27 protein-coding genes are annotated in these 21,062 nt (G+C 64.6%); 10 read left to right on the forward strand and 17 right to left on the reverse strand.

The window, feature by feature from the left end; genetic code table 11:
- Positions 1-58: 58 nt before the first annotated feature.
- From EJ069_RS31020 to EJ069_RS31040, 5 genes are all read right to left on the reverse strand, one after another.
- Positions 59-1,048 carry an MDR family oxidoreductase gene (locus tag EJ069_RS31020; RefSeq protein ID WP_126064363.1) on the reverse strand — a complete coding sequence of 330 codons (990 nt, stop codon included), beginning with the start codon at positions 1,046-1,048 and terminating at the stop codon, positions 59-61.
- A 54-nt stretch (positions 1,049-1,102) separates the two neighbouring features.
- A complete protein-coding gene (gene lspA / locus EJ069_RS31025; RefSeq protein WP_126064364.1) occupies positions 1,103-1,591 on the reverse strand; it encodes a signal peptidase II in 489 nt (162 codons plus the stop codon).
- A 10-nt stretch (positions 1,592-1,601) separates the two neighbouring features.
- Complete coding sequence (locus EJ069_RS31030) at positions 1,602-2,459, reverse strand: RNA methyltransferase (protein WP_126064365.1); 858 nt, start codon at positions 2,457-2,459, stop codon at positions 1,602-1,604.
- A gap of 1 nt (position 2,460) precedes the next feature.
- A complete protein-coding gene (locus EJ069_RS31035) occupies positions 2,461-3,543 on the reverse strand; it encodes a class I SAM-dependent rRNA methyltransferase (RefSeq protein ID WP_126064366.1) in 1,083 nt (360 codons plus the stop codon).
- Positions 3,544-3,631: 88 nt separating this feature from the next.
- Positions 3,632-4,117: a DUF1772 domain-containing protein gene (locus EJ069_RS31040; protein WP_126064367.1), complete on the reverse strand. Its 486-nt coding sequence runs from the start codon at positions 4,115-4,117 to the stop codon at positions 3,632-3,634.
- Positions 4,118-4,218: 101 nt separating this feature from the next.
- Between EJ069_RS31040 and EJ069_RS31045 the strand changes: the two genes are divergently transcribed.
- The 3 genes from EJ069_RS31045 (at position 4,219) to EJ069_RS31055 (ending at position 5,814) form a co-directional block, all read left to right on the forward strand.
- Positions 4,219-4,929: a YafY family protein gene (locus tag EJ069_RS31045; RefSeq protein WP_126064368.1), complete on the forward strand. Its 711-nt coding sequence runs from the start codon at positions 4,219-4,221 to the stop codon at positions 4,927-4,929.
- Positions 4,930-4,999: 70 nt separating this feature from the next.
- Positions 5,000-5,380 carry a VOC family protein gene (locus EJ069_RS31050; RefSeq protein ID WP_126064369.1) on the forward strand — a complete coding sequence of 127 codons (381 nt, stop codon included), beginning with the start codon at positions 5,000-5,002 and terminating at the stop codon, positions 5,378-5,380.
- Positions 5,377-5,814 carry an EVE domain-containing protein gene (locus EJ069_RS31055; RefSeq protein WP_126064370.1) on the forward strand — a complete coding sequence of 146 codons (438 nt, stop codon included), beginning with the start codon at positions 5,377-5,379 and terminating at the stop codon, positions 5,812-5,814. The genes EJ069_RS31050 and EJ069_RS31055 overlap by 4 nt, the downstream gene beginning before the upstream one ends.
- Here EJ069_RS31055 and EJ069_RS31060 read toward each other — a convergent pair.
- From EJ069_RS31060 to sppA, 4 genes are all read right to left on the reverse strand, one after another.
- Positions 5,807-6,769, reverse strand: coding sequence for an ornithine cyclodeaminase family protein (locus EJ069_RS31060; protein ID WP_126064371.1), 963 nt, complete (start codon positions 6,767-6,769; stop codon positions 5,807-5,809). The genes EJ069_RS31055 and EJ069_RS31060 overlap by 8 nt on opposite strands.
- 18 nt (positions 6,770-6,787) lie before the next feature.
- Positions 6,788-7,120 carry a DUF1049 domain-containing protein gene (locus EJ069_RS31065; protein ID WP_095819479.1) on the reverse strand — a complete coding sequence of 111 codons (333 nt, stop codon included), beginning with the start codon at positions 7,118-7,120 and terminating at the stop codon, positions 6,788-6,790.
- Positions 7,121-7,238: 118 nt separating this feature from the next.
- On the reverse strand, positions 7,239-7,523 hold the full coding sequence (locus tag EJ069_RS31070; RefSeq protein WP_027165368.1) for an integration host factor subunit beta: 285 nt from the start codon (positions 7,521-7,523) through the stop codon (positions 7,239-7,241).
- A gap of 78 nt (positions 7,524-7,601) precedes the next feature.
- On the reverse strand, positions 7,602-8,558 hold the full coding sequence (sppA, locus tag EJ069_RS31075) for a signal peptide peptidase SppA (protein WP_126064372.1): 957 nt from the start codon (positions 8,556-8,558) through the stop codon (positions 7,602-7,604).
- Between the two features lie 330 nt (positions 8,559-8,888).
- On the opposite strand from sppA, the gene lptC reads away from it, so the two are divergent.
- The 6 genes from lptC (at position 8,889) to ptsN (ending at position 14,101) form a co-directional block, all read left to right on the forward strand.
- The gene (gene lptC / locus EJ069_RS31080) at positions 8,889-9,566 is read left to right on the forward strand and encodes an LPS export ABC transporter periplasmic protein LptC (protein ID WP_245456370.1); all 678 of its coding nucleotides are present in this window, start codon (positions 8,889-8,891) and stop codon (positions 9,564-9,566) included.
- Positions 9,553-10,149 (forward strand): LptA/OstA family protein, encoded by a 597-nt coding sequence (locus tag EJ069_RS31085; RefSeq protein ID WP_126064374.1) that lies wholly within the window; start codon positions 9,553-9,555, stop codon positions 10,147-10,149. Before lptC ends, EJ069_RS31085 begins: the two co-directional genes overlap by 14 nt.
- Entirely contained in the window at positions 10,149-10,967 is an 819-nt protein-coding gene (gene lptB / locus EJ069_RS31090) for an LPS export ABC transporter ATP-binding protein (RefSeq protein ID WP_042641058.1), read from the forward strand. Before EJ069_RS31085 ends, lptB begins: the two co-directional genes overlap by 1 nt.
- A gap of 189 nt (positions 10,968-11,156) precedes the next feature.
- Positions 11,157-12,683 carry an RNA polymerase factor sigma-54 gene (gene rpoN / locus EJ069_RS31095; RefSeq protein ID WP_126064375.1) on the forward strand — a complete coding sequence of 509 codons (1,527 nt, stop codon included), beginning with the start codon at positions 11,157-11,159 and terminating at the stop codon, positions 12,681-12,683.
- 304 nt (positions 12,684-12,987) lie between these two features.
- The gene (gene raiA / locus EJ069_RS31100; protein ID WP_042641062.1) at positions 12,988-13,575 is read left to right on the forward strand and encodes a ribosome-associated translation inhibitor RaiA; all 588 of its coding nucleotides are present in this window, start codon (positions 12,988-12,990) and stop codon (positions 13,573-13,575) included.
- 61 nt (positions 13,576-13,636) lie between these two features.
- Positions 13,637-14,101 carry a PTS IIA-like nitrogen regulatory protein PtsN gene (gene ptsN / locus EJ069_RS31105; protein WP_042641064.1) on the forward strand — a complete coding sequence of 155 codons (465 nt, stop codon included), beginning with the start codon at positions 13,637-13,639 and terminating at the stop codon, positions 14,099-14,101.
- Positions 14,102-14,290: 189 nt separating this feature from the next.
- Here the strand turns inward: ptsN and EJ069_RS31110 are convergent, their stop codons facing one another.
- Positions 14,291-14,548: a DUF1150 family protein gene (locus EJ069_RS31110; protein WP_036257920.1), complete on the reverse strand. Its 258-nt coding sequence runs from the start codon at positions 14,546-14,548 to the stop codon at positions 14,291-14,293.
- Positions 14,549-14,611: 63 nt separating this feature from the next.
- Positions 14,612-15,037, reverse strand: a complete 426-nt coding sequence (locus EJ069_RS31115) for an Hsp20 family protein (RefSeq protein WP_042641067.1) — start codon at positions 15,035-15,037, stop codon at positions 14,612-14,614.
- Positions 15,038-15,281: 244 nt separating this feature from the next.
- Here EJ069_RS31115 and EJ069_RS31120 point away from each other — a divergent pair, with 244 nt between their 5' ends.
- Positions 15,282-16,223 carry a nucleoside hydrolase gene (locus EJ069_RS31120; RefSeq protein WP_126064376.1) on the forward strand — a complete coding sequence of 314 codons (942 nt, stop codon included), beginning with the start codon at positions 15,282-15,284 and terminating at the stop codon, positions 16,221-16,223.
- 165 nt (positions 16,224-16,388) lie between these two features.
- Here the strand turns inward: EJ069_RS31120 and EJ069_RS31125 are convergent, their stop codons facing one another.
- The 6 genes from EJ069_RS31125 to EJ069_RS31150 all read right to left on the reverse strand — a co-directional run bounded on the left by EJ069_RS31125 (position 16,389) and on the right by EJ069_RS31150 (position 21,045).
- Complete coding sequence (locus tag EJ069_RS31125; protein ID WP_126064377.1) at positions 16,389-17,003, reverse strand: LysE family translocator; 615 nt, start codon at positions 17,001-17,003, stop codon at positions 16,389-16,391.
- Positions 17,004-17,098: 95 nt separating this feature from the next.
- Positions 17,099-18,550 (reverse strand): amidase, encoded by a 1,452-nt coding sequence (locus tag EJ069_RS31130; protein WP_126064378.1) that lies wholly within the window; start codon positions 18,548-18,550, stop codon positions 17,099-17,101.
- Positions 18,551-18,552: 2 nt separating this feature from the next.
- Positions 18,553-19,458, reverse strand: coding sequence for a ribokinase (locus EJ069_RS31135; RefSeq protein ID WP_126064379.1), 906 nt, complete (start codon positions 19,456-19,458; stop codon positions 18,553-18,555).
- A 195-nt stretch (positions 19,459-19,653) separates the two neighbouring features.
- Complete coding sequence (locus EJ069_RS31140) at positions 19,654-20,136, reverse strand: hypothetical protein (RefSeq protein WP_189476063.1); 483 nt, start codon at positions 20,134-20,136, stop codon at positions 19,654-19,656.
- Positions 20,111-20,695 (reverse strand): hypothetical protein, encoded by a 585-nt coding sequence (locus EJ069_RS31145; RefSeq protein WP_126064381.1) that lies wholly within the window; start codon positions 20,693-20,695, stop codon positions 20,111-20,113. Before EJ069_RS31145 ends, EJ069_RS31140 begins: the two co-directional genes overlap by 26 nt.
- Entirely contained in the window at positions 20,662-21,045 is a 384-nt protein-coding gene (locus tag EJ069_RS31150) for a hypothetical protein (RefSeq protein WP_245430037.1), read from the reverse strand. The genes EJ069_RS31145 and EJ069_RS31150 overlap by 34 nt, the downstream gene beginning before the upstream one ends.
- Positions 21,046-21,062: the final 17 nt, after the last annotated feature.

Below are 21,062 nucleotides of genomic sequence, written 5' to 3' on the forward strand. Positions count from 1 at the left end.
TAGCGATTGCACGGATTCCGGCCGCGCTGCTGGCGCAGTGCGGAACCGTGACCTCCGGCTACATGTCCACGACGACGCGGCCCCTGATCTTGCCTTCGACGATGTCGCGCGCGGCGGCGACAATGCCGTCGAAACCGATGGTGCGCGACAATGTCGACAGCTTCTTCAAGTCAAGGTCGGCGCCGATGCGGCGCCATGCCTCCAGGCGTACCGGCTTCGGCGCCATCACAGAATCGATGCCCAGCAGCGAGACGCCGCGCAGGATGAAGGGCGCGACGCTTCCCGGCAGGTCCATGCCGCCGGCCAGGCCGCAGGCGGCGATCGCGCCGCCATAGGAGGTCATCGACAGGACATTGGCCAAGGTATGGCTGCCGACCGAATCGACGCCGCCCGCCCAGCGCTCCTTGGCGAGCGGCTTCGCCGGCTGGCTGAGCTCCTCGCGCGAGATCACCTCGGCCGCGCCGAGGTCGATCAGATAGGGGCTTTCGGCGCTGCGGCCGGTCGAAGCGATGACATGGTAGCCCAGACTGGAAAGGATCGAGATGGCGACCGAGCCGACGCCGCCGGCCGCGCCCGTCACCACCACCGGACCGCGGTCCGGCACGATGCCATGCCGCTCCAGCGCCATGACGGAGAGCATGGCCGTGTAGCCGGCCGTGCCGACGGCCATCGCGTCATGTGCGCTCATGCCCTCGGGCAGCGGCACCAGCCAGTCGCCCTTGACGCGGGCCCGGCCGGCATAGGCGCCGTAATGCGTCTCGCCGACGCCCCAGCCGTTCAGGATCACCTTGTCGCCCTTGCGCCAGTCGGCATGGGTGGAGGAGAGCACCGTGCCGGCGAAATCGATGCCCGGAACCAGCGGCCAGCGGCGCACAACCGGCGCCTTGCCGGTGATGGCGAGCCCGTCCTTGTAGTTCACCGTCGTCGCCTCGACGGCCACGGTGACGTCGCCTTCCATCAGGTCGGCCTCGGTAAGATCGACGACATCGACGGACTGCTTCTTCTCGGCATCGCGCGAAACGAGGATGGCTTTGAAGGTGTCGGTCACGGTTTTCTCCTCGGTTCTGGCTGGCTAGAACTCTGCGGCTTCAACCGCGCGAGGTCAATTGCCGGGGTCCTGCGGCTTGGCTTCGCGGCCCCAGCCGATCAGCTCGTCGAAGACCACCAGCGCCGCGCCGACCGAAATGAAGGCGTCGGCGAGATTGAACACCGCGAAGGACCAGACGGGCGTGTGGAACAGGATGTAGTCGATGACGTGCCCGAAAACAGCGCGATCGATGAGGTTGCCGAGCGCGCCGCCGATGATGAGCGCAAAGCCGATGCGGGCGACGACATGGCCGGCCGGGGTGCGCGTGGCGAGATAGAGCACGAAGGCGACGACCAGCACGGCGATCACCACAAGGCCGGTATCGCCGAAGGACTGGAACATCGAGAAGGCGATGCCGGTATTGTAGGTGCGGAACAGCGCCAGGAAGGGCAGGAGATCGACCTTCTCCTGAAAGGCGAGACCGTTCTCGACCAACTGCTTGATCCACTGGTCGAGCGCAATGGCGATGACGACCAGCAGGGCATAAGGGGACCAGGATCTCACTTATCAGTCCTCATCGCGTCTCGGTCGTGTCGAGCTTCAACGCGCCGCGCCTTATCTCGAACAGCATCACCCCCGTGGCGACCGCCAGGTTGAGCGAATCGGCGCGGCCGGCCTGGGGGATCCGGAGCAGCCGGTCGCAGCTCTCGGCGAGGCTGTCGGGCAGCCCCTGCTGCTCGTTGCCCATCAGCAGCAGAACCGGCCCTCTGGAAAAATCGACGGACCGATAGTCGACGGCGCCCTTGAGGTGCGTTCCAACGACCAGTCCCGAAAAATCGCGTCGCCAGGCGAGGAAAGCCTGCTCGGTTGCTCTCGCGACCGGCACGGCAAAGATCGAGCCCATGGTGGCGCGCACCGTCTCCAGCGAGAACGGATCGGTGGTGTCGCCGACCAGGATGACGCCCTTGGCGCCGACGGCGTCGATGGTGCGGATCACGGTGCCGAGATTACCGGGGTCGCGGACACGGTCGAGCGCCACCCAGACATCGCCGTCCCTGGCGCGGATATCCTTCAGCGGCACGGTCTGCTGGGCGAAGACGCCGACCGCCATTTGCGGATTTTCACGCCGGGTGATGGCCGCAAGCACCTTTTCGGAAACCTCCAGCACCGTGCCGCCGGCGGCGACGGTCCGCGCGGCGACCTTTTCGACGGCGGCGTTGCCCCGTCCGGCCTTGGCGAAGACCAGGGTCCTTATCGACCAGCCGAGGTCGAGGGCGTCGATGACCAGCTTCAGGCCCTCGGCCATGAAGGCGTTCTGCTGATCGCGGAACTTCTTCAGCGCCAGCGCCTTGATGTCCTTGACCAGCGGATTGGCAAGGCTGGTGACTTCCTTGACCTGCCCGACAGGGCGAGCGCCGTCATGTGCGTTCATTTCAAGCCACCCAGCGCGAGAACAGCGAGGTCGACAGCGCGCGGCCGGCGGATTTCTCGCGAATGATCAATTCGCCGGATTCGACCGTGCCGCCCATGCCGGCGAAGGTATCGCGCATCAGCGCATGGATGGCGAAAAAGGAGGCGCGGATCGAATAGGCGGTGAGGACGACGGCCAGCGGCTTCGGCGTCAGGATCGAGCGGCAGAGGTCGGTAAGGCCCGGGAGGTCCTCGAACAATTGCCAGACCTCGCCCTTGGGGCCGCGGCCATAGGCGGGCGGGTCGAACAGCACGATGTCGTAGCGGCTGCCGCGGCGCTCCTCGCGCTCGGCGAATTTCACTGCGTCCTCGACGATCCAGCGGATCGGCTTGTCGCCAAGCCCGGCCATCTCCTGGTTCTCGCGCGCCCAGCCGATCGCCTTCTTCGAGGCGTCGACATGAGTGACCTCGGCACCCGCGCGGGCGGCCACCAGCGAGGCAAGCCCCGTATAGCCGAAGAGGTTCAGTACCTTGACCGGCCGCTTCGCCGCCGCGATCAGCCCCGCCATATGGTCCCAATGCGAAGCCTGTTCCGGAAAGACGCCGACATGGCGAAACGAGGTGAAGCGGCCGAGATAGTCGATGCCGTCATGCTTCATCGGCCAGGTCTCGCCGAGTGGCGTCTTCGGAAAGCGCCAGCGGCCGATGCCTTCCTCATCGGTGTCGCCGGTGAAGATGGCGTCGGCGCGCTCCCATTCCTTCGCCGAAAGGGCTCGCTGCCAGATCGCCTGACCCTCAGGCCGCACGATGCGATAGGGGCCATATTGCTCGAGCTTTTCGCCCGCGCCGCTGTCCAGCAGCGCGTAGTCGGCGTTGGGCGCGACTTCGAGGATCAGCGGCAGGCGCTCGGCGGGCAAGGAGCCCTCGCGGCGCGCAAGCACGCGCGGCGCCGGTTTGGCTTCTTGCCGGTCAGCCGGTCTCGTTTCTCGGCGCTCGGCGGGTGCGGCCTGCTGCCGTCCAGCCGCAAACGCGTCGCGCGGACGGACCTGTTCCGGCCTCGCGTGCTGCGGTCGGTTATCGCGGCGTTTGTCGCGAAAAGATTTCAAGTAGGATCATCTCCGGCGGTTCGGCCCGCTTCTGCCACAGCTAAGCCCCCCGGCGCAACAAAGCCTGGCTCATCCATTGGTGAGACCATCAACCATGCCGTACGCGGAGCAGGCCGAAACAAAGCGAAATGAAGCCAAGGGCCTTCGCCGCGGTGACTGCCATGTGGCCGGTTTCCCAACGCAGCCGGACGGACTCGAAATTTTCCGGGATCGGTCCGGGCGCCCAGGTCGCGAGAACGTCGTTGGCCGGCTTGACGAGACCGAACCAGAGCGCCAGCGAAACGGCGTAGAGCAGAGTGGCGGCAACCACGAACCAGAACGCGCCCGCCTGGCCGCGCAGCATCCAGGCGAGGAGCGCCGGGCAGAGGATCGCGGCGATATCGAGCGGTGCTCCGATGACGGCAAAAAGCACGAATTGGCCGTTGAAGACCGTCGCCTCGCGCCAAAGCGCCGGCGACCATTTCGTCAGCCGGGGCAGCGATTCCAGCACATGGGCAAAGGACGGCCCGAGGCTGAGAGCCGCGACGAAAGCGGTCAGCACAGACCAGAACAACAGGAACCCGCGCATCTCCATGATCGGCACAACGGCCGCGGCCGGCAGGCGTTCCCTTGGAGGGGCCGGCTTGCCGTGATGTCGGGGCCAGCCCTATTGTCCGGCGCATCGGTTAGCCAGTCATGTCCCGTTCTGAACGCCTGCTCGACCTTATCCAGATCCTGCGCCGCCACCGCCGGCCGGTGAGCGGCCGCACGCTTGCGGACGAGATGGGCGTGTCGATCCGCACGCTCTATCGCGATATCGTGACGCTGCAGGGGCAGGGCGCGCCGATCAAAGGCGAGGCGGGGCTTGGCTATGTGCTGAAGCCAGGCTTCATGCTGCCGCCGCTGATGTTCTCAGACGAGGAGATCGAGGCGATCGTGCTCGGCTCGCGCTGGGTGGCGAAGCAGCCGGACAAGAGGCTGGCCGCCGCCGCGACCGATGCGCTGGCCAAGATCGCGGCGGTGCTGCCGGATGATCTGCGCGAGGATCTCGATGCCACGACGCTGCTTGTCGGGCCGCGCTCGGACAACCTCGAAGCGATCGACCTCGGCGTTGTGCGGCAGGCGATCCGCGAGGAACGCAAGCTGGGCTTCCTCTATCGCGACGCCGAGGGTGCGGCCTCCGAGCGGCTGGTCTGGCCCTTCGCGCTCGCATTCTTCGACAAGGTGCGAGTGATGGCGGCGTGGTGCGAAACGCGCCAGGATTTCCGCCATTTCCGCGCCGACCGGATGTCCGACCTGACTGCGACCGGCATCCGTTACCCACGCCGCCGCCAGGCGATGCTGAAGGAGTGGCGGGCGACGCTGGACGCGCCCCGCTCAAACGCCAGGAAGGACGATTCCGCCTGATCGCTGCTGCCAGAATCTGACAGTAGGTCCGCATATGGTCCCGAAGGTCCAGACACTTTGGAGATCAGATATGACCACGCCTAATTTCGTCATCCTCTATGTCGACAGCCCGGAAAAGAGCGGTGCGTTCTACGCTTCGCTGCTCGGGTGCGAGCCGGTCGAGTCCTCGCCGACCTTCGTGATGTTCGTGCTCGACAAGGGTTTCAAGCTCGGCCTCTGGTCGCGCCACACAGTCGAGCCTGCGACGGCGGTTGCGGGCGGTGGCGGTGAACTGGTGCTGGCGGTCGAGAGCGCTGCTGCGGTCGATGCCACGCATATCGATTGGTCGGGTCGCGGACTGAACATCCTGCAGGCGCCGACCGATCTGGACTTCGGCCGCACCTTCGTCGCGCTCGATCCAGACAATCATCGCCTGCGCGTCTACTGGCCGTTCGAGGGAGCGCAAGGATGAGCGCCTTCTGGATCGCCGTCGCATCGGCCGAGCATGTGCGGATCGGTCGCAAGGATGGCTTCATGCAGGTCAACCACGGCAAGGCGGCGCCACTGCGCCGCGTCAAGCCGGGTGACGGCATCGTCTACTACTCGCCGAGCACTGTGCTCGGCGAGAAGGATGGACTGCAATCCTTCACGGCGATCGGCACCGTGCGGCAAGGGGACGTCTATGAGGGCGTCATGGGCGGTGGTTTCACGCCAGCGCGGCGCGATGTCGACTGGTGCGATGCGGAGGAAGCGCCGATCAAGCCGCTGCTGGCCAGGCTCGACTTCACCGCGGGCAAGCCGAACTGGGGCTACCAGCTGCGCTTCGGCCTGTTCGAGATCGGCGAGCGTGATTTCCGGTTGATCGGCGAAGCGATGGGAGCCAGGCTGGAGAGCGCTGCTACTTGAGCGCCTTGTAGACGGCGATGCCGGCGGCGAGGTCTTCAAGGGCCGCGCCGACCGACTTGAACAGCGTGATCTCGCTGTCGGTTTGCCGGCCCTGTTTCTCGCCGCGTGCGAGATCATGCAGATCGGCGATGATCGCTTCCGGTTTCAGCACGCCCGAGGCCAGAGGCTGGACGATGTCCCCGGCCTCCTTGGTGGCGCCGGCGCGGGTGTCGACATAGACGCGGGCGCGCGAAATGGCATCGTCGTCGGCCTCGCGCATGTCGGGCGTGAAGCCGCCGACCAGATCGACATGGGCGCCCGGCTTCAGCAGCGCGCCCTTGACCAGCGGCGTGTTGGAGATGGTCGCCGATGCGACGATGTCGGCCTCGGCAAGCTCCGCGTCGAGATCGCCGGCCGCATTTGCTGGAAGGCCTTCGGCGCGCAAGGCCGAGGCCACCTTTTCGGCATTGGCCGGCGTGCGGTTCCAGATGCGGATTGAGGTGATCGGCCTGACCGCCGAATGCGCCTTGGCTAGGAACGGCGACAGCGCGCCGGCGCCGATGACCAGGAGCCGCGAGGCATCCTTGCGGGCGAGATAGGAAGCGGCGAGCGCGGAGGCGCAGGTCGTGCGCCACTGCGTCAGCCGCTGGCCGTCGATCATCGCCTGCGGCTCGCCGGTGACGCCGTCGAGCAAAAGATAGAGGCCCATCACCGCCGGCTTGCCTTTTGCGTTGTTGTCCGGCGAAACGGTGACGATCTTGACGCCGATATGACCTCCCGCCGAGGTGCCTGCGGCGTTGAAGTCGGTCCAGGCCGGCATCAACAGCAGGGTCGAGGCCGCACCATCCGGCCGCTCGACGCCATGATGGTGACGAACCGGCTGCACGGCGCCCTCGCGGAAAGCGGTGCGCAATGTCTCGACCAGGCCGGGAAAGGTCAGCGCGCGGTCGACCTCGGCGGCCGAAATGGTCAGCATCGAAGGCTCCGGATTGCTTTAATTGGTCGGCTTGGGCAGCGCCGGTCCATTCGGCGCGGCCGGCGCGCGGCTCACCGCCTGGCGTAGGTTTTCAGCCTCCAGGCCGCGCTGGCGCGCGAGCTTGCGGTAGCGGCCCTGCTTCACCCAGGTCGCCATGCTGCCGACGACCATGCCGATGGCCAGGGCCAGGAACAGGAAGATGAAAAGCGGCAGGTTCAGCGTCAGCGCGGGATTGCCGGGATGGAACGGATCGAGCGTGAAGGCGACGGCGCCGCGATTGGCGACGGCGAGCGCGATCAGGATGATGGCCAGCGGCACGAAGACCACGACGAGGATGAAGCGATTGAACATCAGATCTCCGTATAGAGAAGCTTCCTAAGCGCGCATGTCTTTGCCCCGAAACCGGCCTCCACTTTCGGGAGACATGCTTTAAGCGCCAAGATGCCGTCTCGACCCGCCGGCGCGGCGACTATTTGCCGCCGTTCAGCCTTTCGCGCAACTCCTTGCCGGTCTTGAAGAACGGCACCCACTTTTCCTCGACCTCGACGGACTCGCCGGTGCGCGGGTTGCGGCCGGTGCGGGCGGGACGGTTTTTCACCGAAAAGGCGCCGAAACCGCGCAATTCGACCCGGTTGCCCTCGGCAAGCGCGTCGGTGATTTCGTCAAAGATCGCACCGACGATGTTTTCGACGTCGCGCAGGAAAAGGTGCGGGTTGCGTGCAGCAATGATCTGCACAAGCTCGGATTTGATCATGGAACGTTCCCCGTAAAACCACTGCAGACGATTATCAGGATGATTTTTATTGCTTTTTTGGCTCGCGCCAACGGCATGTCAAGGGTGCCAGACCGAAACGAGACCGTCAAGAAACAAGCGGTCGGCGCCGAGCTCGTGAATGATATCACCGCCGGCATCCGGCAGGCCAAGCGCCTTCGCGGCCAGTTTCGCCATCGACTGCGAGAATAGGAAGCCGCCACGCCTGTCCTTGTCCTTCCACTCGACGACCTTGAGCTTGGCATCCACGCCTTTCGTCGCCAGCCAGTCGATCGCCTCCTGCTCGCCGCCGACGGCGTCGACCAGATGGTTGGCCAAGGCCTGGCGGCCGGTGAAGATCGAACCGTCGGCCAGCGCCAGTGCTTGCTCATGCGTCATCTTGCGGCGGTCCGCGACGATGCCGACGAACCAGTCATAACTGTCGAGGATCAGCTTGCGCACCATAGCGCGCTCATCATCATTGGTCGGCTTGAAGGGCGAGGGCGAAGCCTTGAGCGGTGAGGATTTCACTTCCTCCAGCTTGATGCCGAGCTTGTCCATGAGACCGCTGACGTCAGGATATTGGATCAGCACGCCGATCGAGCCGACAATCGAGGTCTTGCGGGCAACGATGTGGTCGGCTGCACTTGCGATCATATAGCCGGCCGATGCCGCCAGCGTGCCGACCTCGGCCACCACGGGCTTGTCGCCGGCAAGCTTGCGCACGGCTTCGAATGTCGACTCGCCGCCGACCGTGGTGCCTCCGGGCGAATCGATCGACAGGATGACGCCCTTCACCTCCGCAGACTTGCGGATCGCTTCCAGCCTTTTGAGCAGTTCCTCGTCCTCGGTGATGGTGCCTTCGATCTTCACCTTGGCGATATGGGGGACCGCCTGGCCGGTGAAATTGTCGTCATAGACCCATGCCGAGAAGGCGATCACCGCTGCCGCCAGAACCACAAAAGCGGCCACGCGCCAGAAAGTCAGCTTGCGGCGCAAGCGGCGGCGGTCGATCAGGTCGTCGGCTCTCATTGCCATCGTCAGCCTCATGGGTCGGTGGGAAAGCAAGCTTTTAAAGCAAGCCTCGGCACACGGCTACCGTTTCCTGAACGCCGGCTTCGAGCTCGGCGTTGATGGCGACCTCACGAAAAATTAACCCAGTCCCCTTCTGTATCTGCTATGAAGTGCGGGCCGTCTCCCCGAACTCCTCCCAGTTTTGTGGGCGGCAGCCGTCACATTTTTGCAGTTTTCGTCCCCTTGTGCTTGCGTGTAGGTGCCGGCATACCACCTATAGGCGGATGTTTGGGCGGACAAAGGTCCATTAGAAAAGTCATGTTGGCGCGATCTGACGAAACGAGCGATGCCGCTGTGGCACCGGCTCCCGCGATCCAAGACGGCACGCGCGGCGAGGCGTTCAACCGCGCGCAACGGCACTCGCGCCGCGTGCGCGTGCTGAAATTCGCGGTGCCGCTGCTCGCGGCCGCCATTGCGATCGCCTTTCCGGTCTATTCCTACCTCAAAGCGCCAATCTCCATTTCCGTGCAGGCCGACGGCACGGCGTTTTCGAACGGCAAGCTGGTGATGGCCAATCCGAAGCTCAACGGCTTCACCAAGCAGAAGCTGCCCTATTCACTGACGGCGACTAGGGCGACGCAGGATGTCGGCCAGCAGGCCGTGATCGATCTCGAAGGCATCAACGCCAAGCTGCCCGTCGCCACCGACAATATCGTGTCGGTCGATGCCGAGCACGGTATCTACAATCGCGACGCCAATACGATGGATCTCACCAGTGACGTCAGCGTGACGACGACGGACGGTCTTGCGGCGAAATTCAAATCGATCTTCCTAGACATGGGCAAAGGCTCTATGAAGACGAGCAATCCGGTCGACGTCAGCCGCGGCGGGTCGCGCATCACCGCGGACTCGATGTCGGTCGAGGACAATGGCAGGCTCGTGGTCTTCGAGAACCGGGTTCGCGTCAACATCGATCCGACTGCACTGAAGGCGGCAGGGGTAAACAGTGGAGAACAGAATGCGTCGCAGTAAATCCGCGTGGGCTCTGGGCGCTGCCTCCGCATTGCTGTTTCTGGGGACGGCGCATTCCTTCGCGCAGTCGAGCGCGACCAGCCAGATGTCCGGGCTCAAGCTGTCCGGCGACCAGCCGATCCAGATCGAAAGCGACAAGCTGGAGGTCCGGCAGGCCGAGAGCATGGCCATATTCAGCGGCAATGTCACCGTCAATCAGGGGCCGACGCTGCTCAAGGCCGGCAAGATGACGGTCTACTATGTTAAGGATGCCAATGCCGGCAAAAGCGCCGCGGCCGGCGCGTCGGCGATGACGGGTGCCGCCAACATCGACCACCTGGAGGTCGAGAACAAGGTCTACGTCAAATCGAACGATCAGGTCGCCACCGGCGACAGCGGCACGTTCGACATGAAGACGCAGGTGCTCACGCTCAAGGGCAAGGAAGTGGTGCTGTCGCAGGGCGACAACGTCCTCAAGGGCTGCAAGCTCACCGTGCAGATGAAGAGCGGCCTTGCCAATGTCGACGGCTGCGGTGGCCGCGTGATGATGTCGTTCACGCCCCAGAAGCAGGGCACGGCCCAGCAGGGAGCGTCGAGCAAGTAATGGCCGGCGTATCCTCGCTGCTTGCCCGTCTTCCGGGACGGGCGGCCGCAAAGCCGGCTGCTCCGGCGACGGTCGGCACCGACAAGGCGAAGTTCAAGGGCACCCTGATCGCCAAGGGCCTGACCAAAAGCTACAAGGGCCGCAAGGTGGTGAGCGGTGTGACGCTGGGTGTGCGCGCGGGCGAGGCCGTCGGCCTGCTTGGCCCCAACGGCGCCGGCAAGACCACCTGTTTCTACATGGTCACCGGCCTTGTCCCCGTCGATGAGGGCTCCATCGAGATCGACGGCTTCGATGTCACGTCGATGCCGATGTACCGGCGCGCCCGCCTTGGTATCGGCTATCTGCCGCAGGAAGCGTCGATCTTCCGCGGGCTGAACGTCGAGCAGAATATCCGCGCCGTGCTGGAAGTGGTCGAAAAAGATCGCAAGGTGCGCGAACGCAACCTCGACGAGCTGCTCGAGGAATTCCACATCAGCCATCTGCGCAAGGCGCCCTCGATGTCGCTGTCGGGCGGCGAACGGCGTCGCCTTGAAATCGCGCGGGCCCTGGCGACGCGGCCTGCCTATATGCTGCTCGACGAGCCCTTCGCCGGCATCGACCCGATTGCCGTCGCCGACATTCAGCAGCTCGTGCGTCACCTCACGGCGCGCGGCATCGGCGTCTTGATCACCGACCACAATGTGCGCGAGACGCTCGGCCTGATCGATCGCGCCTATATCATCCATGCCGGCCAGGTGCTGACGCATGGCCGGGCCGACGAAATCGTCGCCAACGCCGATGTGCGGCGTCTCTATCTCGGCGAGGGTTTCACGCTCTGAGCGTGAAATACCTTTCTCCAGAGTGAATTTGAGCGAATTTCGACTGGTCTGTCGCGATTTTTCGGCCCAATAACGCTCCGGTAAGCCGATCCTGCTAGCGTTTTCCTTGACAAGCAAAAGCCGGGCCAGTTTCTATGCCCGACCGGAAAGCAAGAGTGCGACGCGTAGACGAGGCGTTTGAATCCCACCATGGCGCTGGCAGCCAAACTGCAGCTCAGACAATCCCAGTCGCTGGTGATGACGCCGCAGCTGATGCAGTCGATCCGACTGCTGCAGCTCACCCATGTCGAGCTCGAACGCTTCATCGACGATGAGATCGAGCGCAACCCTCTCCTGGAGCGGGCCGAACCGCAGGACGACGCCGCCAGCGACCAGGCCCAGAAAAGCGAGGCCGCGCCGGAGCGGGATAGCGCCGGCGACTGGTTCGAGGGCGAGACGGAGTGGAGCGCGGAAGCGATCTCGCAAAAGCTCGACTCCTCCCTGGAGAATCTGTTTCCCGACGATCCCGGCACCAGCGAGCGGCTGGGGCCGGATCTCACGGCGCAGTGGAAGTCGGCCGCGGGCAGCGCCGGCACGGCCTCATCCGAGGGCTTCGACGTCGGCGACATGGCCGCGGCCGCGGTCACATTGCGCGAACATGTCGGCGAGCAGATCGCGCTTGCTTCGCTGAGCCCCGGCGACCGTCTCATCGCGGGCGAGCTTGCCGACGGGCTCGACGAGGCCGGTTATCTGCGCACGGACCTGATGGAGATCGCGGTCCGGGTCGGCACGGATGAAGCGGCGGTGGCGCGTGTGCTTGGCGTCTGCCAGAGCTTCGAGCCGCCAGGGCTCTTCGCGCGCGACCTTGCCGAGTGCCTGTCGCTGCAGCTTCAGGCGCGCGACAGGCTCGATCCGGCAATGAAAGCGCTGATCGCCAATCTCGAGCTTCTGGCGCGGCGCGATTTCCAGACGCTGAAACGCATCTGCGGCGTCGACGAGGAGGATCTCCTCGACATGCTTGCCGAGATCCGCGCGCTCGATCCGCGCCCCGGCCTGGCGTTTTCGGGCGGCGCAAGCGACGCGATCGTCGCCGATGTCGAGGTCCGCGCGGCCAATGACGGCAGCTGGGCAGTCGAGCTCAATGCCGACACGCTGCCGCGCGTGCTGGTGGACAATGTCTACTTCGCCCGTGTCTCGAGCCACGCCAAGGACCAGGCGGAAAAGGATTTTCTCGCCGAATGCCTGCAGAACGCCAACTGGCTGACGCGCAGCCTCGACCAGCGGGCCAAGACCATTCTCAAGGTGGCCTCGGAGATCGTGCGGCAGCAGGACGCCTTCCTCGTCCATGGCGTGCGCCACCTCAAGCCGCTCAACCTGCGCACGGTAGCCGACGCCATCGGCATGCATGAATCGACCGTCAGTCGCGTCACCGCCAACAAATACATGCTGACGCCGCGCGGGGTTTTCGAGCTGCGCTATTTCTTCACAGCGTCGATCGCCTCGGCCGAAGGCGGCGAAGCGCACTCGTCCGAGGCCGTGCGCGACCGCATCAAGCAGATGATCGACGAGGAAAAGCCTGCCGACGTGCTTTCCGACGACGCCATCGTCGACATGCTCAAGGAAAGTGGTGTCGATATCGCGCGCCGCACCGTTGCGAAATACCGCGAAGGCATGAATATCCCGTCGTCTGTGCAAAGGCGGCGGGAGAAGCGGGCGCTCGCGAACGCCGGCCGGTAGGCCCGCCGGTATTCGCGCGATGCCGGCCCGACCCCGAAGCCCGATGATTTCCGGCAATCCCCAAGCTTGATTGACAAGCCGCAATGAAGTGTCTAGAAGCCCGCCCGCATGAGCAGGGCGGTAATGCCAGCTTGCAAATGGGTCCGTCAGACAAGGCCATGGACGGCCAAGAAGGCGACTTGTGATCAACCGGAAAGTTCGGGTCTAAAATCGGCGCGCATGCCGCTGCGAAGCTTGTGCGCGCGCACCACGGGTATAAACTCGGGACCAGTTTGAAGCCTGGGCAAGGAAGGTCAGTTTTCAGATGAATCTACGCATTTCGGGAAAACACATGGACATCGGCGATGCGTTCCGCACGCGCATCAACGACCGGGTCGGCGAGGCGATCGAGAAATATTTCGATCGGGGTTTTTCAGGACATGTCACGGTCATCAAATCGGGGTCGCGTTTCTCCGCCGACTGCATGGTCCGGCTCGATTCCGGCGCCTCGCTGCAGGCGACCGGCGATGCCCAAGACCCGACGCTTGCCTTCGAGGCGGCGGCCGATCGCCTGGAGACGCGGCTGCGCCGCTACAAGCGCCGGCTGAAATCGCGCAATACGGGGAACGGCAATGGCGAAGAGCCGACCGACATCGCCTACACGGTGATGGCTCCCCTCACAGATGATGAGGAAGACATTCCGGAGGACTTCGCTCCGGCCATCGTCGCCGAATCAAGCATGACGCTGCGGACCATGTCGGTGGCGTCGGCTGTCATCGAGCTCGACAACAGCGACAGCCCGGTATTCCTGTTCCGCAATGCCGGGACCGACCATCTCAACATCGTCTACCGCCGGCCGGATGGCAATATCGGCTGGATCGATCCGTCGACGACCAAAGTCGCACAGGCATAAAAAGCCGGCCGCGCGAGGGGGCGACGACTGGCGCGGCAGGCGAGCAAGGGATTTTTCAAGCATGGATCTCAGCGATCTCATCAGCGTCCCGGCGATCATGCCGGCGTTGAAGGCGAATTCCAAAAAGCAGCTTCTGCAATTGCTGTCGGAGAGGGCGGCGGCGATTTCGGGAATCCCGGAACGGGAGGTGTTCGACACCATCCTGCAGCGCGAGCGGCTGGGATCGACCGGCGTCGGCAACGGCATCGCCATTCCGCACGGCAAGCTCGCCGGCGTGAAGCGGATCGCCGGCGTCTTCGCGCGGCTGGAAACGCCGGTCGATTTCGAGGCATTGGACGACCAGCCGGTCGACCTCGTCTTTCTGCTGCTGGCGCCCGAAGGCGCCGGCGCCGACCATCTCAAGGCGCTGTCGCGCATCGCGCGCGTGCTGCGCGATGCCGACACGGTGGCCAAGATCAGGGGTACGCGCGACGCAGTGGCGATCCACGCCCTGCTGTCCGACACGCAGGCTTCGCACGCGGCCTGAAGTTTGGGATAGATCTAGTTTTGGGATTAAACCCTAGAGGGGCCGCCGAGAGCGGCCCTTTCCATTTCGGACTGCCAGCAATCGCCCTAAAGCGCGTCGCGATCTTTCAGATTCACTCCATGCGCTTTAGGTTTTGATTTTACGCATGTCTTTATCCCGAAACCGGTCCCCACTTTCGGGAGACATGCGTTAGTGGATGGCGACAGTGGTCAGGTCGTTCTCCAACGCACCCGCCAGCGCCCGGTCACGGGCATCGGAAAGCAGGATCGGCTGGCCGTTGGCGGCAAACAGCGCCCACAGCTCCAGGCCGGGGGCGATTTCGCCGAGGCCGGGGAAGCGGCCGCGCAGGTCGTCGCTCGACACTTTCCGCAGATAAGCGACAGAGCCTTCGCCGAGATGGGCGAGTTCGCCGCTGGTCATGGTGATCGTTTCGTCAGTTCTGGTCATTTCAAGCCTCCTTGGCGCGAGGACGCCAGGATTGGCCGCCTCGCATAGAGCCATCGGCGAAGGTCAGTCTTTCACCGATATGTTTATTTTCCGTACCAGCCGCTCGGCCTCCGGCCGATCGAGATCGATCGACAGCAGGCCGTTCTTCAACTCGGCCGCTATCACCCGCATGCCGTCGGCCAGCACGAAACAGCGCTGGAACTGGCGCGCGGCGATGCCGCGGTGCAGGAATTCGCGCTCGGTGTCGTCGGTCTGGCGACCGCGCACGATCAGCTGGTTTTCCTCCGTGGTGACATCGAGATCGCTCTCGGCGAAACCGGCAACGGCCAATGTGATGCGCAGCCTTTCGGCCTTGCCGTCAGCGGCGCTGAGGCGTTCGATGTTGTACGGCGGATAGCTGTCGCCGGTCTTCGCCAGACGCTCCAGCGTCTTTTCCATGGCATCGAAGCCCAGAAGAAGCGGGCTGGAGAAGGGCGTCATTCGACTCATTGTTACACTGTCCTCTGAAGAGCGACACAAACTGGAAAAACCCGGATGGCATTTTTCCCGATGGTCTTGATATGGTCCGCCGCGCGATCAAGTTCAAGCCACTGAAATCAGGATGACGTTTCGTTGAACCGCCATCCTGTTTCAGCTGTTCGTTGGAGCATGATCTCGTCCGAAGACCGGTTCCCACTTTTTCGGGATCATGCTCGAAACCCCGCCCAAAAAGACTCCCCAAAAAGGAATTGAAATGCCCCAGTCCAGAAAGATCATCATCGACACGGATCCCGGCCAGGACGATGCCGTCGCCATATTGCTGGCGCTCGGCAGCTCCGAGCTGGAGATCGTCGGCATCACCGCCGTTGCCGGCAACGTGCCGCTAAAGCTGACCCAGAACAATGCCCGCAAGATCTGCGAATTGGCCGGCCGACCCGACATCAAGGTCTATGCCGGCGCCATCCGCCCGCTGACGCGCGAGTTGGTCACCGCCGAGGAAGTGCATGGCAAAACGGGCCTCAATGGCCCGCAGCTGCCTGAGCCCACCATGCCGTTGCAGGAACAGTACGCCGTCGATTTCATCGTCGAGACGCTGATGCGCGAGGAAAGCGGCACGATCACGCTGTGCCCGCTCGGACCGCTCACCAACATCGCGCTGGCGCTGATCCGCGAGCCCAGGATCGCGCCCCGCATCAAGGAAATCGTCCTGATGGGCGGTGGCTTCTTCGAGGGCGGCAATGTCACCCCGGCCGCCGAATTCAACATCTATGTGGACCCGCAGGCCGCCGATCTGGTGTTCAAATCAGGCATCCCGATCGTGATGATGCCGCTCGACGTCACCCACAAGGCGCTGACCTCGTCAAAGCGCATACAGGCTTTCCGCCAGCTCGGCACCAAGGTCGGCACCGCGACCGCCGAGATGCTGGAGTTCTTCGAACGCTATGACGAGGAGAAATACGGCACCGATGGCGGGCCGCTGCACGATCCGTGCGTGATCGCCTATCTCCTGAAGCCGGAACTGTTCAAAGGCCGCCGCTGCAATGTCAGCGTGGAGACCGCGTCGGAACTCACCATGGGCATGACGGTGATCGACTGGTGGGGTGTCACCAAGCGGGAAAAGAATGCCACCGTGATGCGCGACATCGATCATGACGGCTTCTTCGCGCTGTTGGTGGAGCGGCTGGGGCGGTTGTAGCACCTCTTCCTTCCCCCCTTGTGGGGGAAGGTGGCCTCGCGAAGCGAGGTCGGATGAGGGGTGCTCCAGGGAAAGCCCACGCCTCACTCCGCTGGAACACCCCTCATCCGTCTCGGCGCTGCGCGCCGATCCACCTTCTCCCACAAGGGGAGAAGGGGAAGACTGTTACTTCGCCTTCGAAAACGCCAGCCAGAGGCCACCGCCAACGAGAAAACTGCCGCTGATGCGTGACATCAGCCTGACGCGGCTGGCCGACAGCAGGCGTCCTGCGCGGCCGGCGGCAAGGGCGTAGGTCGAGTCCGACATGGCGGCGAAGATCATCGCCGTCAGGCCCATGACCACGATCTGCAGCGTGTAATTGCCCTGCGGCGCGATGAACTGCGGGAAGAAGGCGCCGAAGAACACCAAGGTCTTCGGATTGCTGACCGCCACGAGAAAGCCTTGCAGGAAAAAGCCGCCGCGCGGCTTCTTCGCCGACCCGTCCGGGTTCAGCGCGCCTTTTGCGCGAAACATCTGGATGCCCATCCAGATCAGGTAGGCGGCGCCGATCAGCCGCACCCATTCGAACCAGTGGCCCATGCCGGCGATCAGCGTATTGAGGCCGATGCCGACGATCGCGATCATGATGGCGAGCCCGGCCTGCGTGCCGGCGACATTGGCCAAGCCCGCGCGCGAGCCGTGGCGGATGCTGTTGGCGATGATCAGTGTGACGGTCGGGCCCGGCACCAGGATGATGACGATGCAGGCGACGACATAGGTTGCGTAGAGTTCCAGCGACATGATTCTTGCCTCGAACAGGACGGCGCCGATTTGGGCGGAGCGCGATCAATGCACGGGATTGGCGTTGGCGCAAGCTGACCGGGCAGGGCGGCCCGTCACGCGGCCCCCACCGGCCAGGGCAGCGTCGCCTCGTAGGCGGCGCCGGCCTTGAGCACGGCGAGGTCGCCGCGCGGGCGACCGATCAATTGCATGCCCATCGGCCGGCCCTTTGCGTCGAAGCCGGCCGGCACGTTGAGCGCCGGGCAGCCGCCCAGCGTTGCAAAGGCGGAGACCTGCATCCACCGATGATAGCTGTCCATGGTCCGCCCCGCGACCTCGCGCGGCCAGTGGGTGGTTACGTCGAACGGGAAGACCTGCGCGGTCGGGAGCGCGATGAGGTCGAAGCGCTCGAACAGCGAAAGCAGCGTGCGATGCCACGCGGTGCGCTGGACGCTGGCGGCGTGGATCTGCGGCGCGGTAAGGCGTATCGCCTGTTCCACTTCCCAGACGGCCTCAGGCTTCAGAAGCCTGCGCTTTTCCGGGTCATCGTAATGCGCTTTCAGCCCGCAGCCGCTGTTTGCCTGGCGCAGGGTGACGAAAGCCTGCCACAACGCCTCGAAATCGACATCCGGCACCAGCGCTTCGCTGGGGAACGACGCGTCCGCAAAGCGGGCAAGCGCGGTCTCGCAGAGGTCGAGCACGCCCGGTTCCGTCGGCAGATGGCCGCCGAGATCGCCCAGCCAGGCGACGCGGCCGCCGGAGGCTTTCGTCCCTAAGCCGTCGAGGAACGAGCCCTCCTTGGCATAGGACAAGGGTGCCTGCGGATGGTAGCCCGCCTGTTCGTCGAGCAGCAGCGCGATGTCGCGCACGCTGCGGCCCATCGGTCCCTCGACGCCCATTTGCGAATAGAAGACGTCGATGTCGGGGCCGGCGGGCACAAGCCCCTGCGAGGGACGGAAGCCGTAGACATTGTTGTAGGCGGCCGGATTGCGCAGCGAGCCGCCGAAGTCGCTGCCGTCGGCGACCGGCAGCATGTCGAGCGCCAGTGCCACCGCCGTGCCGCCGCTCGAGCCGCCGGCGGTCAGCGCCGGGTCGAAGGCGTTGAGCGTCGGCCCGAAGACCGGATTGTAGGTGTTGGAGCCAAGGCCGAATTCCGGAACATTGGTCTTGCCGATGATGATGGCGCCGGTCTTTCGGATGCGCTCGACGAAGAAGTCGTCCGTGTCAGGGATGAAATCGGCGAAGATCGGCGAGCCGAACGTGGTTCTGAGCCCCTTGGTCAGGGCGAGGTCTTTGATGGCGATCGGCAGGCCGAACAGCGATCCGGCCTCGCCGCCGCGGGCCAGATGAGCATCGGCGTTGTCGGCCTCGGCCAGGATGTCGGCGCGCTCGCGCGGCGAGACGATCGCATTGACCAGCGGGTTGACGGCCTCGATGCGGTCAAGGAAAGCGCTGACGACTTCACACACCGACAATTGCCGTTGCCTGATCCTGTCGGCGAGCTCGACGGCGGAGAGACGGCAGATATCGCCGGCCGGCGGCAGGGCGTGCTTGGTGACGGGACGCATGCTTAACGCGTTCCCGCCAAGGCAGCGTCGACATCCTTGCCGAGCGGGATCGCCGGCTGCGCGCCGGGCTTCAGGCAGGCGAGCGAGCCGGCCGCGGCGGCGCGAGTAAGCGCCTGTTCGAGCGACAGGCCGGACGACAGGCCGGCGCCGAAATAGCCGCAGAAGGTGTCGCCGGCGCCGACCGTGTCGACCGGCGTGATCTTGAGCGCCGGAACGGTGAGGAAATCATCGGGCGTGGCGGCCAGCACGCCGTCGCCGCCGAGCGTGACGACGATGGCGCGGCCGGTTTTTTGGGCATAGTCGCGCATGCGGGCAGGGCGGTCGCGCCCGGAAAGCGACAGCGCCTCGCCGTAGAGATCGAATTCGGTCTCGTTGGCGACCGCATAGTCCGCCCTGCCGAGGAAACCGGCTGCTTCGGCACGGAAGGGGGCGGTGTTGAGCACGCTGACGGCGCCCGCCGCGCGCGCCGCGTCGAGCGCGGCCTCGACCGTCTGCAGCGGGATCTCGTGCTGCAGGAGCACGACATCGCCCTTTTTGAGATAGGCCTTGGCGACATCGCCCGGCACCACCGAATCATTGGCGCCCGGCACGACGGCGATGACGTTTTCGCCGTCGGCGCCGACCAGGATCAAGGCGGTGCCGGTCGAGGCGAAGCTTTGGCCGACACCGGAGAGATCGACATTGCCGGCCTTGAGAAGGGCGAGCGCGTCGGCGGCGAAACTATCCTTGCCGACCGCGCCCACCATGCGTACCTGGGCACCCGCGCGCGCCGCGGCCAGTGCCTGGTTGGCGCCCTTGCCGCCGGGGGCGGTGGCGAAGCTCGAGCCGCGCACCGTCTCGCCGGGTTCCGGCAGGCGGTCGACATTGGCAATGAGATCGAGGTTGATCGAGCCGACAATGATAATCACAAAAACTGCCTCCCGTTGAAGCGGCCCGGCCCGTGCTTGAAAGGCGGACCTGCTCCAAGATTCTGCTTTTCGCAATTCCTGGCGAAATGGGCGGCGAAGCGCTAGTCCTGGAATTGCGAGCTGGGCGCGAAGCTAGCCGCAAAGCCCGCCGGTTGCCAGATCATGTCGGTTGCGCGGGCTCTTGGCCCACAGTCATCATTCGCAGCGCACTGTGACCGTGCCCTGATAGTTGCCTGCCGGGAAGATGCCGGGCGACTTGGTAGCGGTGAGATCGACCTGGATGGTGTGGGTGCCGTTGGTCACCCGCTGCGGCGAGCTGCCCGGTATGTCCACGCCTGAGCCGTCGAGGCGGAAGACGGTGGCGAAGGTGACATTGGTGTCGCCGCCGCTCGGTGCCGAGGTGAAGGCGATCGGCGCCGGCGCGGAAACGGTATAGCAGTCCAGCAGGTTTAGGATGGAACACAGCGTCGAGTTCGCCGTGATGGTGGCGCCGGCGCTCGACCCGCCTGCCTGCTTGGAGCCTAAGATGTTGATGGCGGGGTTCGATTTCATCGTCCCCGAGGCGCCGATCATGATCGTGCAGGTGCCGATGATCGCCGCCTGCGCCGGAAGGCAGAGACCGGCAAGCGCCGCCAGCGCTAACAGCGCGCTTCTATTTCCGCTTCTTTTTCTTCGCATTGCCGGTCGTGCCTCTGATGGTCCAGCCTTCATTGGCCCATCCCACTGATTTGACTTGAGCCACGTTGGCTTGGCCCTCGTTGGCTTGCGTCGCGCTGGCCTGGGGCGCAGCGCCCTGGGGTGGCGAGGCGGGCACACTTCCCGTCGTCTGGCCGTCGGCGCCGAGGCCCATTTTGAGCAGCTTCAGTTCAAGCTGCAGGCGCTCGACTTCCAGCTCGTAGAGGCGGCTGCAATCGACGCGTTTAGGCGTCCGCCCGATCGGAATCACCACGCGGCCATATGTAGCGAGGTCGCTGTTAGCCTGGTTACTGGAGTTGTTGCCGTGGATGACGCCGAGGTCGAGATAGGCGCCGCTGCCGGAAACGGCCGAGCGGCAGGTCGTGCCGTCGCTGGCATGAACCTCGTCCTGCCCCTGGGGCAAGGTGACGCCGGGCAGGCTGAAACCGGTCTGGTTCTGATTCAGGTTCAGGATATCCTCGGCAAGTCCCCGACTGACGACAGCCAGGGCGGGCAGCAAGGAAAAGGTCAGAACCTGCGATGCCCGAAGAACTTTCCGCATATCTGTGCCCTTATCTGGGTCTGCTCGCTTGGAAAGGGGATACTCTCGGTACAGATACGCACTTTACGCTCGTTCGCGCCGTCGAACGGGACGACCACCAGGACAGGGCGCGACGCCTGGCCGGCCAGAAGGAAGGCGCTCGGCGTGATCCTGGCCGCGACGGGCTGGAAATCCTGGTCGTAGACATGGACCTCGACCCGGATGCGCTGGTTATACGGGTTGCCCGGAAAGACGCGGACGGCAAAGGCATCGGTGAAGGACCGCACCTCGCCCCGCATCGGCGTCATCGACTGGCCGGTCGCCGCTACGGGAGACAGCGCGGCGATCAGGCCCGCCGCCAGGATTGCAATTCTTCTCAAGGACCGCT

It is taken from the genome of Mesorhizobium sp. M2A.F.Ca.ET.043.05.1.1, from assembly GCF_003952445.1.
In the GTDB taxonomy this organism is placed as follows: Bacteria; Pseudomonadota; Alphaproteobacteria; order Rhizobiales; family Rhizobiaceae; genus Mesorhizobium.